General features: G+C 37.6%; 18 protein-coding genes. 7 read left to right on the plus strand and 11 right to left on the minus strand.

Annotated features, from left to right (window positions below):
• Window positions 1-13 precede the first annotated feature (13 nt).
• A complete protein-coding gene (locus EGI26_RS08100; protein WP_255077626.1) occupies window positions 14-466 on the minus strand; it encodes a Fur family transcriptional regulator in 453 nt (150 codons plus the stop codon).
• Window positions 463-1575, minus strand: a complete 1113-nt coding sequence (locus EGI26_RS08105) for a PepSY domain-containing protein (protein WP_255077627.1) — start codon at window positions 1573-1575, stop codon at window positions 463-465. The genes EGI26_RS08100 and EGI26_RS08105 overlap by 4 nt, the downstream gene beginning before the upstream one ends.
• A gap of 39 nt (window positions 1576-1614) precedes the next feature.
• On the opposite strand from EGI26_RS08105, the gene EGI26_RS08110 reads away from it, so the two are divergent.
• Window positions 1615-1848, plus strand: a complete 234-nt coding sequence (locus EGI26_RS08110; RefSeq protein ID WP_255077628.1) for a hypothetical protein — start codon at window positions 1615-1617, stop codon at window positions 1846-1848.
• Entirely contained in the window at window positions 1842-2210 is a 369-nt protein-coding gene (locus EGI26_RS08115; RefSeq protein ID WP_255077629.1) for a type II toxin-antitoxin system VapC family toxin, read from the plus strand. Before EGI26_RS08110 ends, EGI26_RS08115 begins: the two co-directional genes overlap by 7 nt.
• 64 nt (window positions 2211-2274) lie before the next feature.
• On the opposite strand, the gene EGI26_RS08120 is transcribed toward EGI26_RS08115, so the two are convergent.
• The 5 genes from EGI26_RS08120 to EGI26_RS08140 form a co-directional block, all read right to left on the minus strand.
• Window positions 2275-4611 carry a TonB-dependent receptor gene (locus EGI26_RS08120; protein WP_255077630.1) on the minus strand — a complete coding sequence of 779 codons (2337 nt, stop codon included), beginning with the start codon at window positions 4609-4611 and terminating at the stop codon, window positions 2275-2277.
• A gap of 90 nt (window positions 4612-4701) precedes the next feature.
• Entirely contained in the window at window positions 4702-7140 is a 2439-nt protein-coding gene (locus tag EGI26_RS08125; RefSeq protein WP_255077631.1) for a TonB-dependent receptor domain-containing protein, read from the minus strand.
• Window positions 7118-8464, minus strand: coding sequence for an HTTM domain-containing protein (locus EGI26_RS08130; protein ID WP_255077632.1), 1347 nt, complete (start codon window positions 8462-8464; stop codon window positions 7118-7120). Before EGI26_RS08130 ends, EGI26_RS08125 begins: the two co-directional genes overlap by 23 nt.
• Window positions 8451-9578, minus strand: coding sequence for an imelysin family protein (locus EGI26_RS08135; protein WP_255077633.1), 1128 nt, complete (start codon window positions 9576-9578; stop codon window positions 8451-8453). Before EGI26_RS08135 ends, EGI26_RS08130 begins: the two co-directional genes overlap by 14 nt.
• Before the next feature lie 71 nt (window positions 9579-9649).
• On the minus strand, window positions 9650-10822 hold the full coding sequence (locus EGI26_RS08140) for a DUF4856 domain-containing protein (protein WP_255077634.1): 1173 nt from the start codon (window positions 10820-10822) through the stop codon (window positions 9650-9652).
• Window positions 10823-11170: 348 nt separating this feature from the next.
• On the opposite strand from EGI26_RS08140, the gene EGI26_RS08145 reads away from it, so the two are divergent.
• The 5 genes from EGI26_RS08145 to EGI26_RS08165 all read left to right on the plus strand — a co-directional run bounded on the left by EGI26_RS08145 (window position 11171) and on the right by EGI26_RS08165 (window position 16886).
• The gene (locus EGI26_RS08145; protein WP_255035100.1) at window positions 11171-11497 is read left to right on the plus strand and encodes a single-stranded DNA-binding protein; all 327 of its coding nucleotides are present in this window, start codon (window positions 11171-11173) and stop codon (window positions 11495-11497) included.
• Window positions 11498-11543: 46 nt separating this feature from the next.
• Entirely contained in the window at window positions 11544-11888 is a 345-nt protein-coding gene (locus EGI26_RS08150) for a single-stranded DNA-binding protein (protein ID WP_255035099.1), read from the plus strand.
• Between the two features lie 121 nt (window positions 11889-12009).
• Window positions 12010-14442 (plus strand): TonB-dependent receptor, encoded by a 2433-nt coding sequence (locus tag EGI26_RS08155; RefSeq protein WP_255077635.1) that lies wholly within the window; start codon window positions 12010-12012, stop codon window positions 14440-14442.
• A gap of 5 nt (window positions 14443-14447) precedes the next feature.
• Entirely contained in the window at window positions 14448-15485 is a 1038-nt protein-coding gene (locus tag EGI26_RS08160; protein ID WP_255077636.1) for a DUF4249 domain-containing protein, read from the plus strand.
• A 30-nt stretch (window positions 15486-15515) separates the two neighbouring features.
• Window positions 15516-16886: an aminopeptidase P family protein gene (locus EGI26_RS08165; protein ID WP_255077637.1), complete on the plus strand. Its 1371-nt coding sequence runs from the start codon at window positions 15516-15518 to the stop codon at window positions 16884-16886.
• A 191-nt stretch (window positions 16887-17077) separates the two neighbouring features.
• Here EGI26_RS08165 and EGI26_RS08170 read toward each other — a convergent pair whose 3' ends face one another.
• The 4 genes from EGI26_RS08170 to EGI26_RS08185 all read right to left on the minus strand — a co-directional run bounded on the left by EGI26_RS08170 (window position 17078) and on the right by EGI26_RS08185 (window position 20125).
• Window positions 17078-17509, minus strand: coding sequence for a hypothetical protein (locus EGI26_RS08170; RefSeq protein WP_409035360.1), 432 nt, complete (start codon window positions 17507-17509; stop codon window positions 17078-17080).
• 507 nt (window positions 17510-18016) lie between these two features.
• Entirely contained in the window at window positions 18017-18889 is an 873-nt protein-coding gene (locus EGI26_RS08175) for an aldo/keto reductase family oxidoreductase (RefSeq protein ID WP_255077639.1), read from the minus strand.
• 259 nt (window positions 18890-19148) lie between these two features.
• Window positions 19149-19664 (minus strand): NADH-quinone oxidoreductase subunit B, encoded by a 516-nt coding sequence (locus EGI26_RS08180; protein WP_303626730.1) that lies wholly within the window; start codon window positions 19662-19664, stop codon window positions 19149-19151.
• On the minus strand, window positions 19661-20125 hold the full coding sequence (locus EGI26_RS08185; RefSeq protein ID WP_255077640.1) for an NADH-quinone oxidoreductase subunit A: 465 nt from the start codon (window positions 20123-20125) through the stop codon (window positions 19661-19663). The genes EGI26_RS08180 and EGI26_RS08185 overlap by 4 nt, the downstream gene beginning before the upstream one ends.
• Between the last annotated feature and the right edge of the window lie 20 nt (window positions 20126-20145).

A 20145-nucleotide genomic window follows, 5' to 3' on the forward strand; every position in this document is an offset into this window, starting at 1 on the left:
CGAGATTCAGAATCTACTTTTGACATTCATTTCTGTGGCACTTGGCATAGAATGTCAGGGAGTGTTCTTTGATTTCCAAACCACTGAATTCTTCTTGTGTATTTTGAATGTTTTGTAGACGTGGGTCACAAAACTCAAAGACTTTGTTGCAATCAATACAAATCAAATGGCTGTGCTGTTTTCGGCCAAAAGCTTTTTCATATCTTGCTGCGTGTTTGAGACCAAATTGATGTTTGGTCACTAAGCCAATTTCGACAAGCAACTCGAGCGTATTATACACTGTGGCTTTACTGATGTTAAATTTATGAATTATGATATCATTGTAGAGTTCCTCAATTTCTACATGGTCTTCACGCTGATAAATTTCCGCCAAAATCTTGTAGCGTTCTTGGGTTTTTCTTAATCCTTTTTCCTCAATTTTTTTATCGAGAATCCTTTGGGCTTTTATAAGAACTTCGTCATTCATAATTTATTCTTTTTTTGTTTACCCCACCAAATCATAAAACCCGTAACCGGCAAACTCGCCGCTACCAATGAAAGCAGAAACGCCAATATCTTTCCTGCAAATCCTAATATTCCACCTGTGTGAATATCGTAAGTCATTCTGATGAGTTTGTCGGCGGTGTCCGCATCTTTAAGCCTTCCATAAATAGTAGCCGCAGGAATTTCTTTCAAAGTATACTGGTCGAAATATCTGTAATCGGTACTCCAAAAAACGCCTTCTTTTGTATTTACATTTGCTCCAATGGCCGACGAATCAGACTCTATGGTATGTACTTCTAGTGAAACTGCATCAGGGTGTTCTTTTTTCATTTTTTCCCAAACCAAATCTGTGGCTGGCTTTTTAAAATTTGTCGCAATCGCTCTCTGTGAAACTGGTTCAGTGAACAAAAGCTTTTTTTCTCCGCCAGCGGCTTTGTAAATTAGGTATGTAAACCATTGAATTCCGAAGAATATGCCTGTTATTGCAATAATGAGCAACAAAAACGAACTATAAAATCCTAAAATATTGTGAAGATCGTAGTTTTTGCGTTTCCATTTGGTGATATCTTTCCATCGAAACCAAAAGCGTTGGCGAGCGGCAGATTTGTTTTTTGGCCACCACAACACTATACCCGAAATGAGCATAAAAACAAACAGTAAAGTGGCATAAGAGGTAACTGGCTGGCCTATTTCTGGCGGCAACCATAGATAAAAGTGACCATCCAATATCCAATGGAAAAAGCCATTTTCCATATTCACTATCTCCAAAACCTTGGCTGTGTAGGGGTTCATGTAGATGATATAATAGTGTTCGGGCTCAAAACTGTAAAATATCGCTTCTACACTCCGGCCTTGTGCGGGATAATTGATGGCATGAAGGTGTGCCTCGGGTAAAACGCTCCGTGCCTGTTTCTCAAAAACAGAAGGAGGCAAAATGGGTTTGTTTTCAATCTCAGAAAACCTAAATGGCTGAGTGGCGTCCTGAATTTCTTGCTGAAATGCGTAAATGCAGCCTGTTATGCTAATTATAAACACCACCAGCCCAGTGGATAAACCGAGCCAGAGGTGAATTTTTTGGATAATTTTCTTCATTATTTTTTTTATATTTGTAAAAAATAAAATGCTGATAGAATGAGTGTTTATAAAGAAATATTTTTTCCAACAGAAGAAAACCATACTATTGATTTACCCAAAAATATGTTTGGTAAAGAAGTAGAGGTGATTTTTACTGTGAGAGACTCAATAACCAGCTTACCAAAGTCCAAAAAACAGAATCTAGAGAAACTTTTTGAACAATTTGGCAAAGGCAAAGATTTTCCTTCTCTAAATGAGATTCGAGAAAAAAATTGGTCTCGAAAATGGTGATTTTTGATACCAACATTCTGATTGAAATTTATAGAGGAAATGAATCTATCAAAAAAGATATTTATATCCATAATTTCGAGAATATTTACATCAGCGATATTACAGCCGCTGAATTTTTGATTGGAGCTAGAGACAAGAAAGAGCTTGCTTTAATAAAAAAGGTCTTAAACTTTTACACTTCTATTCCGATTAATACTTCTATTTCTAACTTATCTGTTGAGCTTTGTGAAAAATTTACCCTTAGCCATAAACCTTCTATCCCAGATTTACTAATTGCCTCCACTTCGATTCATTACAATATTCCTTTATATACATTAAATAAGAAAGACTTCGTTTATTTGCCGAATCTGACCTTGATATAAACACCTCCAGCCCAACCAAGCCAGAGGTGAATTTTTTGGATAATTTTCTTGAAAGTCTCTGAAATCAAAATTTATAGTTGATGCTCAAACGATAGTTTCTTTGGGCTTCGGTCTGGTAATAATAGAACTTGCTCCACGAATAATAAGCTCCCGAAAAGACATCCGCATTGAATAAGTTGTTGACATTTAAAGCCACGCCAAATTTTCCAAACTGATAAGATGTAGCGGCATCAAATCTTGTGTAGGATGGCATACTTGGGTCTATGGATTTGTCATATTCGGCGTACCAAGCCGAGCGTCCACCTGCATGCGAAGCACCCAAAGAAAAGCCCAAGCCTTCAACTTTTCCTGTAGGTACTCTGTAGCTCAACCAGGCATTGGCTATACTTTTGTCCGTTCCGGGTATTTGTGTATTTACTTGTTTTCCGTCAGTATCCTTTGTTACTTTCCCATCGGTATAGGCATAGTTTAGTGTAACATCTAGCCCACTAAACAATTGTCCTTTTACGTCAAATTCTATCCCTGAAGTTTGCGTTTGCCCCAACTGAATAGAGAAAAACTGATGGTTTGGGTCGCCCGTTAGAACATTATTTTTGGTGATTTGATATACGGAAGCCGAAGCCGTCCAACGGCCATTGAGCCATTCCCTTTTTACCCCAAGTTCTTTGTTTGTTCCAGTAATTGGGTCAAATTCTTTGCCTTCAAAAGTAGCACCAGCCTGTGGTATAAAAGAGTCATCCACAACAGCATAAACACTCGTGTTTTTATTCACAGAGTAACTAAGCCCTACTCTTGGTGTAAATTTGCCAGCATCTACCGAGCCTGACCACGGATCTTCGTCCCCCGTAGTGGTATATCTTCCTGCCAATGTTAGTCTTAATTTGTCATTCATAAGCCTGATTTCGTCTTGAGCATATAAAGCTGTATAAACATTATTGTAATGAACACCTCTCTGTTTTACGTCCAAAGTTCTGTTATAAACTGGATAAGCTGCAGCAGGAACCTGACCATAAATTGGACTTGTAACAATAAAAGGAGATGCTCCAACAATGGCCCCTGCCTGATTCCAATCGTGATAAAAGTCTTTGTCGCCCATATCCACACCAGCCAATAGCCTGTGTTTGATTTTTCCTGTAGTCGCATCGCCATTCACAAAAAACTGTCCCACTCGTATTTGCCCCAAAATATCCCAAACAGACTCAGCTCTTTTTAAAGTGTCTCCACTAATTGCACTGGGCCAAAGACTGCTGCCCAACTGATTAAACTGTAAATAGGCCAACTGACCCGTAAATTTCCAGTTGTCGTTGATGCTGTGAGAAAGCGTGGCAATAAACGAGTGATCATTGATTTTGGTTGGGGTCATGTTCGACTCCAAAGTAGAAAAGCCTTTTGATAATGTGCCCAAGCCATCTGAGGTATATGCATAAGCCGAACCCAACGGCGACATGTTTACATATTGATAAGTGTATTCAGTGGTTAATGAAGTTCTTGGGTTAATCTGGAATTTCAGGACTGGAGCGACAGAAATGCGATTATTAAACTCGAATTTGCGGTGCGTTCCTTTCGTTTGTCCCATCAGGTTTAATCTATATTGGATTTTTCCATCTTTGCTCAACAATCCATCAAAATCTAAAGTATTCCTGTAGGTGCCGAAACTACCGATAGTCATTCCAACTTCCGACTTTGTGATACCCGTTGGTTTTTTGGTCACAACGTTATAAAAACCGCTAGGTTCGCCACTGGCCAACATAAAACCAGCTGGTCCTTTTACGAATTCTATACGCTCCACCATGCTCATGTCTTCGTTTAATGGCCCCCAAGTTTCGGTCACGTTCATGCCGTTTCTGAAAGCCGCAATTCTTGAGCCACGCATTACTATTCTGGCGTAGTTTTCCCAATGCTCTGAGCGAGTAGCACCGCTCACATTGCGAATTACGCCCTCTTGCATATCAAAAATCTGCTGATCTTGTAAAATTTGACGGGTAATTACTTGGATATTTTGTGGTATTTCAAGAAGTGGCGTTTTCAACCGCAATGAAATAGAAGGATAATCTGTCACATATTTGCTCGGATTGGCTATAACCAATACTTCTTGTAACTGATTGGCGTCTTCTTGTAAAGTAAAATTCAAAGTGGCGGTTTCACTATCTTTCAATTCTACTTTTTGAGTTTGCGATTTTAGACCAACAAAACTTACAAAAACTGTATAAGAACCCGACTTGAGGTTAGTTAAAGAGAAATTGCCCTCAGCATCGGCAATAGTTCCTTTGGTAGTTCCTTTCAATATGACATTTACAAACTCGGCGGGTTTACCATCTGATGTGGATACCTTGCCTTTAATGAGAGACGTTTGGGCCAATACCGAGTGCCCTAGAAATAGGAATAGTACTATTTTTTTCATTATATTTATTTAGACTAATTTTAAATAATACGCAAAAGTATATTTCGAATTAATCAAAACCAAATATTATTTAGAATCTTTTTAAATAAGCTATATCTTAACTGAAAGCGTCAAGAAGAATCCTCGACCATCGGATGGCAAAATACCTGGGCCTGGGTAGCCCGTGGCACGTCGAGTAAAGTAGATGTTGTTCGTGAGGTTGTTTATATTCCCTTCTATTTTGTATTTTTTTATTTCGTAAGAAATACTGTAATCCATCACATGATAAGCTGGTATTAAGCCAACTACAGCCGATACACCGCCATCAATAGCATTGGTGGCCTCTGTAAACTGGTTAGAGAGATAGGAGTATTGGAAGGAGGTTTTTAGGTTTTTATAGCTTAGTCTGGCACCGCTTTTAAGGTTAATAGCTGGCACAAATTCCACTTGGTTTCCTGCTATTCCGGCTATTTGACTTGCTTTGTAGTTGGAGTGTATCAATGCCAAATTAACAAATAACACTCCGCTCAGGTTTTTACTCTCTGGATTCGCCAATTTTAGAAAATCTGCCTCAGCGTAAGATTCTAAGCCCATTATCACTGCTTGACCAATGTTACTTCTTCGACGCAAAACCCGGTTGCTGGCGTCATAAAACTGTACTTCGCCAATACGATTGTTATAGTTGAGATAAAAAGCACTGATATCAAAATTATACAAACTGGTTTCATAGGTTCGAAGTCCCAAATCAACAGAATAACCACGCTCATCTTTCATGTTGGGGTCTATCACCGACGATGGATTTGCAATCCGCATATCACTAAAGGTAATAGATCGGTAGTTTTGTGAAATGTTACCATAAGCTTCCAAATGTGGTGTCGGTTTGAAACTCAAACCAACACCTACCAAAACAAAGTCTCGGGTATTGGTGCGTTTTTCGTTAGTTCGGCTCGATGAAATAATATTTCCGGCCAAATCAAACAAAATATTGCCATAAAAACCATCGGCATTGGTGTGAATGTACTCGTATCTAATTCCTGGCGTTATTGAAAATTTGTCGCTTAAATAAAAAATATTTTCTACAAAAAGAGAGACGTTATTGTTCGGGAATTTATAATCATTAGCTATTCCTTCTTGCATATTAACAAACTCAAAATCAGCACTTTTACCTTTGCTTCCTAAACCCTGAACACTGTGATTGAAACCATTATAATAGCGTGAACCGGCTAAAAATACCGAAAGTTTTTCTTTTATAAAATAGCGTTTGAGATAACGGGCCTCCGCTCCCCAGTTCAGAAAATCACCTTTTATAAGATCTCGTTCCGAATTGTCATCTATGCTGGCCACGCGGTTGGGTCTAAATCCCAAAGAGTATCGATAAGCCGAAAGTCCAAAAAGCCTTAAATTAAATTCGTTTGCGGCATTAAATTTATGGTCGAAATGCACCGCCCAAAGATTCCAGTTTACTTTAAACCAGTTGCGTTCGCGGTTGGTTTGCCTAGGGTCAGTGGCAAACATTTGGTCTGTTAATCCACCAGGCTGTTGTGCCAAATAGTTGCTGTGGGTGAAATCAAGGCCAATACTTGTATTTTCGGAGAAATTATAATCCACATCAGCATAGTAATTATAGCTATTCAAACCTGAATTTGCTCTCCAACCATCGGCTCTTTTATATTGAAAAAAAGTATAGTAACTGAATTGGACGGCATTCCGCTTTTTTATGGTACCACTCGCACTTGTAAACCCATTATAAAATCCATAAGAACCCACACTTTGGCGTGCTAAAAGTTCTATTTTCTTATCTAAAACTGGTTTTTTCAAGACAAAATTTATCAAACCACCAAACTGTGTGCCGTATTGCAAAGACGCCGCACCTCGCACTATCTGTATTTTGCCAACGGCCTCAATAGGTGGTGTATAATAGCTCTCGGGATAGCCCAATGCATCGGCACTGATGTCATAGCCATTTTGCCTCACATTGAAATTTGAGGTGCGGTTGGGGTCCAATCCCCTACCTCCAATACTGAGCTGCAAACCAGCCCCATCATTCTCCCAAATGTTAAGCCCGGCTACACGAGAAAAGACTTGACGGGCATTGTTGGTGGCTAGATTTGCCACCAGTTGCTCTGGCAATATCACTTCAGACTTTTTTCCTTCATATATGCCCATGCTCTCCACTGCACGCATGCGTGTAAAACCAAAATCGGTCTTTTTCTGCACTACTACTACCTCCTCTAGAGTTTTACTTAGACTATCCAACACGATTTCAATCTCTACGTTGGCATCGATAATTGTAATGTCGGTTTTAAAACTGGCTAAACCGGCAGACAACGTCTGCAGTGAATAGTTGCCTTTGGAAAGCTCTTTAAACTCAAAAAAACCTTCTTTATTCGTGGTTGTGCTTGGTTTACCGTCGTTAAGAATAATCCTACAATCAGCAATGGGCATACTGCTGTTTCCCAATTTTACAATTCCACTTAGCCGAAATTGACCAAAAGCCTGGCAGGTAAAAATACAAAGTAATACAATCTTAAAAACCTTTGATGTTGTCATTGAATGGTGTTATCCATTGTTTGTAAAAAAACGATTCTTTTTGTTTGGCCAAATCAACAGTTGGACTGACCAAAGGCTTGCCCAATCTTCCATTGAGAGATACATACGAATCAACATATACCTGTGGCTCATTAAAACCATTTTTTGCATAATATTTTTCTAAAATATGGGCGTATTGCAAAATCATGTCAGCTTGGGTACTCATCATTTTTTCCTGTAAAGTGGTCAGGAAATGGTTGTTGTTTACCACCATTTGTTTTCCATCGCTGTCTTTTATAGTAAACTGCGTATAGCCCGTTTTTTCCATCAACATCACCCTCCATGAAAACCGATAGCCTTCTTCTGTCCAAAACAATTCACAGGGATACAATAGATAACGAAATGGAACGAGCAATTGAAATGCAAAAAACACCATAAAAATCCATTTACGGTATCTAGGAATAGAATAAATATCTTTTGAGGTCAATAAATCAGGTGAAAAATGCAAAAATTTGGAGATGGTTTGAAGGACTTTTTGATGGAATTCGGCAGAGAAAAATATCAAAGCCGCTACAATCATGATGTGTGGAAACATACCGATCGGAAACAAAATGGCTGTAAGAATATGAAACACAATGACAGCAAAATATGCAAAAGGTCTGGTTTTGTTTTGCCAAAGAAAAAATGGAATACTCAAATCATACAGACAACCAAACCAACTAAACACAAACGGAATCCAGTCGTAATTGAACAAAAAGCCGATAAAAGGCATATCATTGTGTGCTGGAAGCCATATTTTCAAGGGTTGGGCGTGTATCAACCAATCGCTATTTATTTTGGCCAAGCCTGCAAAAATATAGACTATGGCCATCATTAGTTTCAACACGTCCACATTCCACTGCGGTACAAATCCTTTTTTTAAGGTACCCTTTCTGAAAGCATCCACTGAAAAACAAACCTGGGCAGGAAGAAAAATTAGCAAAAAACAAACCAAGCTAATAAAATAGTAATGGTTGAGGTAAGTGGTTTTGTCTATGAGTTCGATATATGTAAAACTCAAAAACAAACAAACCGCAGCAAAGCGATAAAACAAGCCAATAGCCACCAATAAGGCGGCCAATCCACAAATAATAAATAAAATATAGGTGTAAGAGCCCAATGGTTTTATAAACTCAAAACCATAATAGTTAAAAAAATATTTCGGAGTTACGTACAAGTCCGTGATCCATCCTTTTTGCCAAAACCGCACAATACTTGCCAAAAGCATAAAACCAAATCCTATCCTGAATACAGCCAATGGAGCTGCTGGACTAAGTTTGTTAAAGTACTTTTCAGTCGCCGTCATTGTCGGTGTAGGTAATCGTGATGCTCATGGCTGAGGTCATGTCTACTTTAAGCATCCTGACAGCCTTTTGCATTTCATTGTAAACGGCCATCATGGCTTGGTTGTTGGTTTTTACCTCTTCAAATAAGTTAGGTTTCAAAATGTCAATTTGGGCAGAAGCCAAACCAAACTGTGTATTCAGCAATTCCGACAAAGATTTTCCGGTGGCACTATCCATGGCTTTGAGGGCATTTAAGTAGGTTTTCAAAGACGGCCCTTCTGTTCCAGTTTTGGTAGATTTTCCATTAAAAAAATCTATGTAGGCTTGGTGTGCGGTGGTAGCCAGCGTTTTTGAAATATCTTTTTTGTAAAAAGCCTCCACTTTATCGGGTGAAACCACGCCATTTAGCATTGCTCCCGATGGTATTCCGAATTTTCCTGAGCGAATAAATCGCTCATAATGCAACACAAATCCATTGACCATCAGCGAGGTAGAAGAGCCAATGTCAAGCCCGGTTTTGGATATAAAAGTTTCTCTATAAGTGGTGTTCCATTCATCGCTTACTTTGGTGAGCAAGCTGTTCATTCTGACAACCAAACGCTTAATATAAGCCAGTCTTTTGTTTCCTTCTGAGACGTTTTGATAATAGGTCAGTATTTCTGTATCACTGTTCCCAACACCATTCAGTAGGAAGTCTAAAGCAGGAAATCCTTGCATAGCATAGCTCGATGGCGTTTCTAAGTTCGAACTAACATCTAATATGTTGTCAGAAATGCCTTTGGTATTGGCAGGGTAAATATTATAAAAATTACGTATGGTTTGTTTCTCAGCTGGACCAAAATCGAACAGTTCTACTTTTTGCCATTCAACGTAAGCATTTACCCAAGCAGCCCTAAAATTACTAAGCGAGGTTGCAGATGGTTGGTTAACAAATGATTCTGAGGCAGATTGCATAAGGTCAAACTTAACCTTAAAGTTAGCGTATGCTGGTATAATGATTTCGTCTGCCAAATGAGTCAACACCAATTTTCTGTCTTTCCCTGTATCTATTGGATCAATTTCATCGGTGGGTTCAGAACCACTTCCGCAGGACAAAAAACAAAATGTAAAAATTAAGAATAAAAACCTATTCATCTTTATTTGTTAAAAAAAATCGATGAATGGACAAGAATCCATTCATCAAACTATATTAATCGAACACAAAATTAAAGTTTAAATTTGGCAGTGATGGCTTCAGCTGCAGGATTAATTTTGTCATTGGTTAAATCCCAAAAGCCGTTACTTGAAGCCACCAAGCTGTTCAAAATATCATCTGAAAACTTCGCATCTACACTGTGGATGTTGGCATATCTAAGCGAATAAATAAATCCAAGTCCTTCACCAATTGCATGGGCTCTAGCTGCATCGGTAGTTCCGGTTTTCCATTTTCCTAAATAACCTACCGCAGCAGCAGCCAATGCTCTTTCGATTTCTGTTCTGATAAAAGTGGCTTGCGTTTTAAGTTCTGCCATATCGTTATTCACGATGGCCACTCTGCCTTTCAAAAAAGCCGTATGAAATTTGGCATAGCTAGCTTTGTTGTATTCCCAGATATACGAGCCAAGGAAAGTTTCAGATGTTCCTCTAACTGCATCCGTCGAACCAGCCAAATAGACTGGATTTAATGTCAACAATCCGTAGGCTTCGTCCCAGTTGTGCTCTAAAGCTGAGTATTTTTTGCCCGCTACCAAGCTTTTGTTGTCTGCCGAAAGTCCTTTATCTAACAATACGTTACAGATATAATCCATTTGCAAAGCCCCAATCAAAGATTTTTGGATGATTTGTGCCGTTTCTATTCCTTTGGCATCTACTACATAGGTTCCAAGTTTTCCTGCAACTCCTTTAGTAGCTGTTACACCTACTGACTTGCTCACTGTGGCCATTTCGCCAAACAAAGCTTCCACTCTTACACGAGCAATTTCGGCTTCAGCAGTTGCTTTCGACGAAGCCGTAAGATTACGTAGCTGCACACCAGAAGAATTCAAATCTGAACCAACAATTTTAGGCGAAGTAATATCGGTGAATGGATTCCCAGTGTTTGAATACATGTTTTTCATCAAAGTGGCATCCAAAGTCTTATTTTCTCTTACTGCAGCACCCAAATAATAATTGAGAGCTTGGTACATTTTGTAACGATCGTTACCCGATTTAAGATCAACTGTTGTGTCGCCAGCAGCATCAACAAATAGTTTTTTGTATGGAGTGGTAGCTGTAATGCTTGCGTAATCAATTTTGGCTCTCAAATCTGGCACGGTCTCCTCTATTTTTTCACATGAAGTAAATCCAAGAACAGCTACAAGAGCGAAAACAAACTGGAATTTTGAAATGTTTTTACACATGATAGAACAAGAATTAGTTTTAATTTTATTTAGACTTCTTATAAATAACGTTACAAAAGTATACTTAGATTAGAATCATTCCAAATAAAAATCAGATTTATTTAGATTAATTTTAAATAGTATTGTTTTTACTGAAAATTAAGAATATATATCAAAATACAAATCTAAATAAAATAAAAACACAACTACCTTATTTAAAATGCAATAACCAACAACAAACGTTTATATCCGAATACAAACGACTAAGAACCGAATCATTTTCTGCGGCTGCCCCAACTTTGCAACATCAAATCGAAACAAACACAAATGAGGTTTCGAGTAATGTTAAACTTTTAAACAAAACAAAAAATGAACTCAGTAAAATTAATCGGAAATGTAGGTGCAGAAGTGAACGTAATGAAATTTGAAACAGGCAAAAAAGCGAGCTTCAGCCTGGCGACCACAGACAGTTACAAAGACAAAAACAATCAAGAAGTAAAAAGTACGGCGTGGCACAATGTAATAGCTTGGGGGAAAATCGCCGATGTATGCGAAGCTTTGATTTCGAAAGGAAAATCAGTAAGTGTGGAAGGGAAATTAGTTTACAGAAACTATACCAACAGCCAAAACCAAAAGGTGTATGTTACAGAAATTCAGGCATTCAAGGTAGAAGAGTACGTTTACGAAAAAAAGTAATTTCAACGACCAAATTATCACATTATCAAATTAAAACACTAGTAAAATGAACACAGTAAAATTAATCGGAAACGTAGGTAACAATCCCAATATCAGAACATTTGAAAGGAGCAAATTGGCGAGTTTTAGTTTAGCTACCAAAGAAACTTTTGAAAACCAAAACCAAGAAGAAATCACCAATACCCAATGGCACAACATAGTGGCTTGGGGCAAAGTTGCTGAGCAATGCGAGGAATTAATAGCCAAAGGAAAATTCATCAGTATCGAAGGCAAACTACAAACCCGCAATTATTTAAATAAAGAAAACCGTAAAGTGTACATCACTGAGGTACTCGCTACCAAAGTGGAAGAAGTGGCGACTAAATCCAAAACAAAGACATTCTTTCTATAATCCAACGCTTCAGCAAATTTGGGAGTCTACTTGGTAGATTTCCAAATTTCTATTTTATGACCAAGCCAATATTTGGGTGAAATCTATCGTTTTTAGAAGAACTATAAACTGTAATTTCTGAATGCTCAAATCTATACAAATTTGTGCTTTTCTTACACTTTCATTTTTTGGAGTCCAAGCTCAGCAAATGGTCACGATAAGTGGTTTTGTAAAAGAAAAAAGTACCAAAGAACTGCTAATTGGCGTAAATGTTTATATTCCAAACACCAATATTGGCGTTTCAACCAACACTTACGGCTATTATTCTTTGTCTGTTCTGGCAAAAGACTCTCTTACTTTAGTCTATTCTATGGTAGGTTTTCAAAAGAAAATTTTGCGATTGCCTTTTACAAAAAATCAAAAACTTGACATAGAACTTGAAGATGAGAATTTTCTAGAAGAAGTAGTTATCAGCTCAAAAACAGAGCAAAATAAACAAAGCAATTCGCCGAACATGTCTAAAATTGATTTGCCAGTGGATCAAATCAAAAATCTCCCGACTTTGATGGGCGAAAAAGACGTTCTGAAAATTATTCAGTTGCTACCAGGAGTTCAAAAAGCTTCAGAGGGACAATCTGGAATATATGTCAGAGGTGGTGGCCCAGATCAAAACTTGATAATCCTTGACGACGCAGTGGTTTACAATGCTAGTCATTTATTTGGTTTTTTCTCAACTTTCAATGGTGACGCCCTCAAAAGCGTTGAACTAACTAAAGGTGGTTTTCCAGCACGATACGGCGGAAGACTATCGTCAGTTATAGATTTGACTATGAAAGATGGGAACAAAGAAAAGTTTTCGGGCGAAGGTGGTATTGGTCTAATTTCATCACGGCTTTTGCTTGAAGGCCCTTTGAAATTCAATAAAAATAAACCCACGAAAGGTTCTTTCCTGGTTTCTGGAAGAAGAACTTATGTGGATTTTGTGATGCGTCCTTTCATAAAAGCTCAAAATGAAGAGTCGGAAGGCAAGCAAACCTCTGGATATTATTTTTATGATTTAAACGTAAAACTCAACTACGAAATCAATTCTAAAAACAAGATATTTTTGAGCTCGTATCAAGGCGACGACGTTTTTTATAACAAATATTCTTCCCCAACAGACAATTCTGACGCAGGCTTAAACTGGGGAAACATAACCACCACACTACGCTGGAATCATGTTTTTGGACAAAAAACCTTTGGAAATGCTTCTTTAATTTACAGCAACTACGGATTTAACATTTTCACAAAAGAAACAAGAGTTAATTCATTAGAAGCCAACAACTTCACACTAAACTATAACTCTGGGATTGAAGACTACAGTTTAAAATACGACATCGATTACTTTCAAAAACCCAACCTCAGTTTTAGATTTGGAGTGATGGCCACCCATCATACTTTTACACCTGAGGCCTTAATTTTACAAAATGCCTCCAGCGAGGTAAATTTAAGTAACGATAAATCCTACAAAGTTTGGGAAAATGCCATTTACACCGAAAGTGTTTGGTCGCCTATACCAAAAATAAAAGTAAACGCCGGTTTGAGGCTAAGTCAATATTTGATAACAAACGCTCCACAACACAGATTAGAGCCTAGAATTTCGGCGGCGTACAAAGTAAAAGATGATTTGGCCATAAAAGCCTCTTATGCCAACATGAACCAATATTTGCATTTACTCACCAACACCGGGCTAGGCTTACCAACTGATTTGTGGGTACCGGCTACCGAAAAAGTTGCTCCGCAAAGTTCATCTCAAATTGCTGCCGGAGCCGTAAAAGATATCGATCAAAACAAAGGAATCTCAATAAGTCTGGAAGGATATTATAAGAAAATGAGCAATATCATCAGCTATAAAGAGGGTGCGAGTTTTCTATCAATAAACTCCAATACCAGTGTAGAAGACAATGGCTGGGAAAACAAAGTGACCTCTGGTCAAGGTGAATCTTATGGTTTGGAGTTTTTGTTACAGAAAAAAGTCGGGAAGTTCTCAGGTTGGGTGGGTTACACTTGGTCTAAAACACTTTGGACATTTGAAGAACTGAACTTCGGAAAGTCATTTTATCCGAAATACGACCGAAGACACGATCTTTCTTTGGTGGGAATTTATAAACTGAAGCCAAAAATCACACTTTCTGGTATTTGGGTTTATGGAACTGGAAACGCCCTCACCATCCCGATAGCTGAATACCGAGCGTATTCGAGCAACTATGTAAGAGGAGATAATCTGGATAATCCGATTGGCTGGAGGAATTTCACCGTTCAAGAATATGGCGAAAGAAATAGTTTTAGAGCTGAGCCTTATCACAGATTGGATTTGGGCATACAGTTTCACAAAAAGAAAAAACGTTTTGAACGAACGTGGGATGTGAGCATTTACAACGCTTACAATAGGAAAAATCCGTTTTTCTATACTGCCTCGAACGACCAAACATTTTTTGGAGGTGCTACAGGTAGCAATACAAACAATACTTTGACCTTAAAAAGATATTCCTTATTTCCAATTTTACCGTCTGTAACCTACAACTTTAAATTCTAAAAATTATGAAAAAGAAATTCAATATATTTATAATCAGCTTATTATCAGTATTTTTCTTTTCTTGCGAAACGATTATTGATGATATTCCATTAAGTAGATTTCCTGATTTACAAGAAAAACTTGTCATGACGAGTTTTCTTTGTCCACAAGACACCATGATATACGTGAGTTTGGGGAAATCAATTCCACTTTTCGGCTCTGGGAAAATAGACACCACAAAAGTTTTGATTTACACTGGCGATTCGGCGAATTTTGTGAGGGTAAATAATTATGTTTCAGATGCCATTGTTTCCATCAGTGACGGATTAAAAGGCAGTATTTTGAAATTTAATCCAAAGCATAAATTTTATGAAATATCCAGAAGAGATTTTAGGTTAGAATCGGGTAAAACTTATACCATAAAGGCTAAAAGCGGTAGACTAGAAGTAGAGGCTTCTACAAAAATACCCACCGAGAGGGTTAGAATTAATAATTTACAAATTCGACCATTTATGCAAATAACCAGTTCGTTTTTTGAGAAAGACACCAACATCGGATATCAACTTCAATTTGACTGGCTTGATATAGCTGGAGAAACCAATTATTACAAGGTTTTTGGTGAAATGACCTACAGACAATTAGAACCTTTAATAAGAAATGTGGGAAATAAAGAGGAAGTCACGATTGTAGAAAAAACAAAATACGCCTATTTTCGCTGGCCAAATGAACAAAGTTCGGCTGTCAGATCATATTACACAGACCAAAATGGAGATGGTAATCAGTTTAAAATTGTAGCCGTCAATTTTTTCGAAAATCAGAGTATATTTAGAACAAAGTCAGGCACTTACAAATCAGAAACTGTTCCAGATTCTGACAAAATAATCAGAGTTCAACTTTCCAACATCAGCAAGGAGTTTTATGATTATCAAAAATCTCTATCTGAGCATAACCGCACAGATGACAACCCTTTTGCCGAACCGATTCAAGTGTACACGAACGTAAAAAATGGATTTGGATGTGTGGCAGGATACAATAGAACTGAGACAGTGGTAGGGACAAAATAAATTTACTATTTTTGAAGAAAAAATCATCAAATGAAACTCTTCTCAGCAGAAACCTATAAAAACCGTAGAAACAATCTAAAAAAAAACATTGTCAAAGGCAAAATTTTGTTTCTTGGAAACAACGAAGCCCCAATGAACTATACCGACAACACCTTTAGATTTCGTCAGGATAGTTCTTTCCTGTATTATTTCGGAATAAATCTGCCTGGACTTTCTGCTCTAATAGACATCGATAATGACCAAGAAATCATTTTCGGGCATGAGTTTTCTATGGATGATATTATTTGGATTGGCCCTCATGAAAGTTTAGCGAGTTTAGCTCAAAAAGTTGGCGTAGAAAAAACGATTTCACCCGCTGAAATCGACAAATATATTAATAAAAACGCACTTCATTTTTTACCACAATATAGATTTGATAATCAGATATTTATTGCTGAATTATTAAATCAAAAGACAAATGAACTAAAGCCATCTTTAGAACTTATAAAGGCAGTTGTTTCTCAGCGATCTATCAAAACCCATGAAGAAATTGTTGAGATGACCAAATCAGTGAACGTTACGAGAGAGATGCATGTAACTGCTATGAAAGCCACTGCAGCCGGAAAAATGGAATATGAAGTAGTTGGCAAAATCTTAGAAACCATGCATGCTCACAATGCTGAGTTGTCTTATCCAGTCATATTTTCAGTAAATGGGCAAACTTTGCATAATCATTATCACGGAAACAAAATGCAAGCTGGGCAGTTGGCCATCAACGATTCGGGATGCGAAACCGAAATGGGTTATGCTGGAGATATAACCAGAACAATACCCGTTTCAGGTAAATTCTCACAAAAACAAAAGGACATTTATGAAACTGTGCTTGAAATGGAAGTTTCATCCATAGAAAGTCTAAAACCTGGCCTGATGTACAAAGATGTTCATCTTTCAGCCAATAAAATTCTGCTTACCAACTTAAAAACACTTGGACTGGTAACTGGAAATATAGAGGATATGTTGGAAGAAGGCGTTGGTGGACTATTTATGCCACATGGATTAGGCCACATGATAGGGCTCGACGTGCATGACATGGAAGCTTTGGGTGAAAATTATGTTGGTTACAGAAATGGCCTCGACCGAAGCACGCAATTAGGATTAAAATCTCTACGAATGGCCAAAGAATTAGAAGCTGGACATGTAATTACGGTAGAGCCAGGTTGTTATTTTATACCTGAGCTTATTAGTAGATACAAAACAGAAGGAAAATTCAAAGAGTTTGTAAACTATTCAAAAGTAGAGGAATACCTTGATTTCGGTGGAATCAGAATTGAAGATAATGTATTTATTACCGAAACTGGACATCAAATATTGGGAGAAGCAATTCCTAAGACAAGAGAAGAAGTAGAGGAAATAATGAGGTAGCGGTCAGACGATAATTGGCTCCATACCCGACCAGCGGTCAGACGGTAGTCGGACCTGTTAATACATTTCGGTGAGATAAATGTCCATATCGCACCAAATCAATAAAAAACCGTACTTGGGCTATAAGTCTTAAACGCTTAGATGAAGTGTACTTCAGGTCCGACTTTCGTCTGACCGTACTCCGACAATTGCTATTCCTTCAAGCACAAAATATCATCATACCCATTCCCAATATCTTTCAAATCCTCCAAAGTCAGTTGAAAAACGTCTTTACATAAGCCAAAATCGCAGAGTTTACCATTTCTTTTTCCGACCAAATCCAGAAAAGAACTATATTCCCAATCATCCAAGTTCGAAACCAGTTTCGCCTCCAAGGGATTAGACAAAACATACTTTATGACATTCTTTGGATAATTCGGATCACCATTATTAACCAAGCTAAACTTGGTTTTCTGTCTAAAAAGTGAACCACTCCTATTATATTTAATATTAACTTCTTTAGCAAATTCACTTAATAAAAGCCTGAAGCTATTGGTTATTTTTATCAAATCTATATTTCCAACTTTAATATTCTCAAGGCTTCGGTCGGTAGTTTGTATCAAAATATGAAAATGATTCGGCATCAGGCAATACGTCAATAGATCACAATTTGGTTTTACCAAAACATTGATTTTTTGTAAAAATCGAAGATAGTCGTTTCTTTCAAAAAATATTCTCTGACGATTATTTCCCTGATTATAAACATGATAAATGGATTTATTGTAAAAGTGCATGTTGGTTATTTATTGTAACCAAAAATAATAAATATCTATTAAAATACAAGAGTGAAAGGGTTGAATTTGTGGAAGTTTCAAATTTATAGTTCGAAAAGCGGTCAGACGATAATCAGACCTGCAAATTGAATCTAATTGAAATATTAAAAAGGCAGAGGCCAGTAAAATATTAACACTAAATGTAAATCTATTTCAAAACCTTGGTACTCCGGTTTGTCTTTCGTATTACCGTAGACCTTAAATTACCAATATTAAGTATTATCAGGTCCGACTAGCGTCTGACCGCTAACATTAGGTCCGACTGGTGTCTGACCACAACTGGCACGACTAAATTTACAGCCAATAATTACTCAAAAATCATGGCACTGGAGTTCCAGCACTTTCTGACCAAAGTGCGAACCAATCTTGCAATTCCATTTCGACCTGACAAGCTTTGGTTAAATTGGCAATTCTAGAAGGATCTGCTGTGCCACATACAGGTAAAATGCCAGCAGGATGTTTCAGTATCCATGCCAAAAGAATGATATCAACAGAAACTTCGTATTTCAATGCTAGTGATTCTGCCATCTTTTTCACTCGCGAAGACTGCTCATTATCTTTTTTAAAAACACTTCCCAAAGGCGACCAACACATAGGTTGAATACCACGGGTTTGCATATGATTTAAACTTCCATCTAACATGGCCTCGAAATGAGTAATAGAAAACTCAATCTGATTATAAGCAATTTTAGTTTTTGTCTCGATTAAATCAGACTGAAGCGGCGTAAAATTGGAAACACCGAAATCAATAATTTTACCATCTTGTTTTAGTTTGTCAATTGCCTTGGCTATCTCACCGGCATTCATCAATGGACTTGGGCGATGCAACAATAGAAGATCTAGATACTCAGTTTGTAGATTTTTCAACGATTGTTCTACCGACCAAATAATGTAGGATGCCGAATATTCATAGTGCTTAACTGTGTTTTTCCTAGTTTCAGAAAGCATTTGAATACCACACTTAGAAATCAACTGAATCTTATCTCTATCAATTTTACTTTCAGCAAAGGCTTTTCCAAAACCAGCTTCAGTGGTGTAGTCTCCATAAATATCGGCATGGTCAAAAGTTGTGATGTCGTTTTCTAAACAAGATTGCATCAATTCAATCATTTGTTTGGTATCACAATTTTTTCCCCAAACACCCCAGGTCATGGTACCTGCTATAATTTTAGAAAATGATTTTGTTTTCATTTAATTTCTAATATTTTGATAATTAGGCTTTTGCTTACTTTATTACAAAAAAAATGGCAAGAATAGAAGAATTTTGAATATTTGGAAACTCCGTTTCTTCTTACTTTTTTGATTTTTTAAGGTTTGGTTTATAGAAATACTAGAGTTAAAATAAACTTCTTTTCAGGTCCGACTATCGTCTGACCACAGTCTGGTAGAAATACAAAAGCTGTTGTAATCTCCTCTTCAGGTCCGACTATCGTCTGACCGCCTTGCCGCTCTATGAGTCCGAACTGACATCAGAAAACTTTTGACCTTTGATTTTTTCTTGCAGCTTTATCAATCCTCCCAAAAGGGCTTCTGGCCTTGGTGGGCAGCCCGGAACATAAACATCCACTGGAATTATTCTATCAACACCTTTGACTACATGATAACCGTGTTCCCAATAAGGGCCTCCACAATTGGAGCAGCTACCCATTGAAATCACATATTTAGGGTCGGGCATTTGTTCGTAAAGGCGTTTGATTCTATCCGCCATTTTGAAGGTTACTGTACCGGAAATGATAATCAAATCTGACTGTCTAGGAGAGTTTCTTGGAAAAATACCGAAACGTTCGAGGTCGTAATTAGAAGCGTACGTGGCCATCATTTCAATAGCACAACAGGCCAAACCAAAGCCCAAAGGCCAAAGAGAATTAGCTCTTGCCCAATTGGTTAATTCATCTACTGAGGTTAAAATAACTTCTCCCTCTCCTGATTTTAATCTATCCGCAGCCTCCAATGAATCAAAATTCATGAGTATTTCTCGTTAATATTTTTATAAAGATTTCCGGGTACTGGCGATTTGAATTCATTGTCTTTTTGAGCAGGTTTTATCCAGTCCAAGTGTCCTTTTTTCCAAGCGTACAATAAGCCTAGAGCCAAAATGAACACGAAAATAAACATCTCACCCCCTGCATAAATAGCCCAGACCCCGTTGGTTTCTGCAAAGAGCTGACGATCACCAAAAACAGTTGCCCAAGGAAAAAGTAGCACCAATTCAACATCGAAAAGAATGAAAATCAAGGCCACAATATAAAACCTGAGGTTGAAGGAAACATGTGCCGTACCCTCGGTTTCTTCTCCAGACTCATATACGGCATTTTTCTCAGGGTTTGGCCTTGATGGTCTAAGAAGTCTTGCAATTCCCAAAACCAATAACACCAACAAAATACCTGAGACAAAAAACAAGAGTACAAATCCGAATTGACTAACCATTTTTATTTATCCAAATTAAG

Origin of the sequence: Lacihabitans sp. CCS-44 (genome assembly GCF_024343735.1) — a bacterium.
In the GTDB taxonomy this organism is placed as follows: domain Bacteria; phylum Bacteroidota; class Bacteroidia; order Cytophagales; family Spirosomataceae; genus Leadbetterella.

Bases quoted from the DNA above. Each gene is read 5' to 3' on its own strand.
- EGI26_RS08100 (WP_255077626.1), bottom strand. From the start codon at position 466: ATGAATGACGAAGTTCTTATAAAAGCCCAAAGGATTCTCGATAAAAAA.
- EGI26_RS08105 (WP_255077627.1), bottom strand. From the start codon at position 1,575: ATGAAGAAAATTATCCAAAAAATTCACCTCTGGCTCGGTTTATCCACT.
- EGI26_RS08110 (WP_255077628.1), top strand. From the start codon at position 1,615: ATGAGTGTTTATAAAGAAATATTTTTTCCAACAGAAGAAAACCATACT.
- EGI26_RS08115 (WP_255077629.1), top strand. From the start codon at position 1,842: ATGGTGATTTTTGATACCAACATTCTGATTGAAATTTATAGAGGAAAT.
- EGI26_RS08120 (WP_255077630.1), bottom strand. From the start codon at position 4,611: ATGAAAAAAATAGTACTATTCCTATTTCTAGGGCACTCGGTATTGGCC.
- EGI26_RS08125 (WP_255077631.1), bottom strand. From the start codon at position 7,140: ATGACAACATCAAAGGTTTTTAAGATTGTATTACTTTGTATTTTTACC.
- EGI26_RS08130 (WP_255077632.1), bottom strand. From the start codon at position 8,464: ATGACGGCGACTGAAAAGTACTTTAACAAACTTAGTCCAGCAGCTCCA.
- EGI26_RS08135 (WP_255077633.1), bottom strand. From the start codon at position 9,578: ATGAATAGGTTTTTATTCTTAATTTTTACATTTTGTTTTTTGTCCTGC.
- EGI26_RS08140 (WP_255077634.1), bottom strand. From the start codon at position 10,822: ATGTGTAAAAACATTTCAAAATTCCAGTTTGTTTTCGCTCTTGTAGCT.
- EGI26_RS08145 (WP_255035100.1), top strand. From the start codon at position 11,171: ATGAACTCAGTAAAATTAATCGGAAATGTAGGTGCAGAAGTGAACGTA.
- EGI26_RS08150 (WP_255035099.1), top strand. From the start codon at position 11,544: ATGAACACAGTAAAATTAATCGGAAACGTAGGTAACAATCCCAATATC.
- EGI26_RS08155 (WP_255077635.1), top strand. From the start codon at position 12,010: ATGCTCAAATCTATACAAATTTGTGCTTTTCTTACACTTTCATTTTTT.
- EGI26_RS08160 (WP_255077636.1), top strand. From the start codon at position 14,448: ATGAAAAAGAAATTCAATATATTTATAATCAGCTTATTATCAGTATTT.
- EGI26_RS08165 (WP_255077637.1), top strand. From the start codon at position 15,516: ATGAAACTCTTCTCAGCAGAAACCTATAAAAACCGTAGAAACAATCTA.
- EGI26_RS08170 (WP_409035360.1), bottom strand. From the start codon at position 17,509: ATGCCGAATCATTTTCATATTTTGATACAAACTACCGACCGAAGCCTT.
- EGI26_RS08175 (WP_255077639.1), bottom strand. From the start codon at position 18,889: ATGAAAACAAAATCATTTTCTAAAATTATAGCAGGTACCATGACCTGG.
- EGI26_RS08180 (WP_303626730.1), bottom strand. From the start codon at position 19,664: ATGAATTTTGATTCATTGGAGGCTGCGGATAGATTAAAATCAGGAGAG.
- EGI26_RS08185 (WP_255077640.1), bottom strand. From the start codon at position 20,125: ATGGTTAGTCAATTCGGATTTGTACTCTTGTTTTTTGTCTCAGGTATT.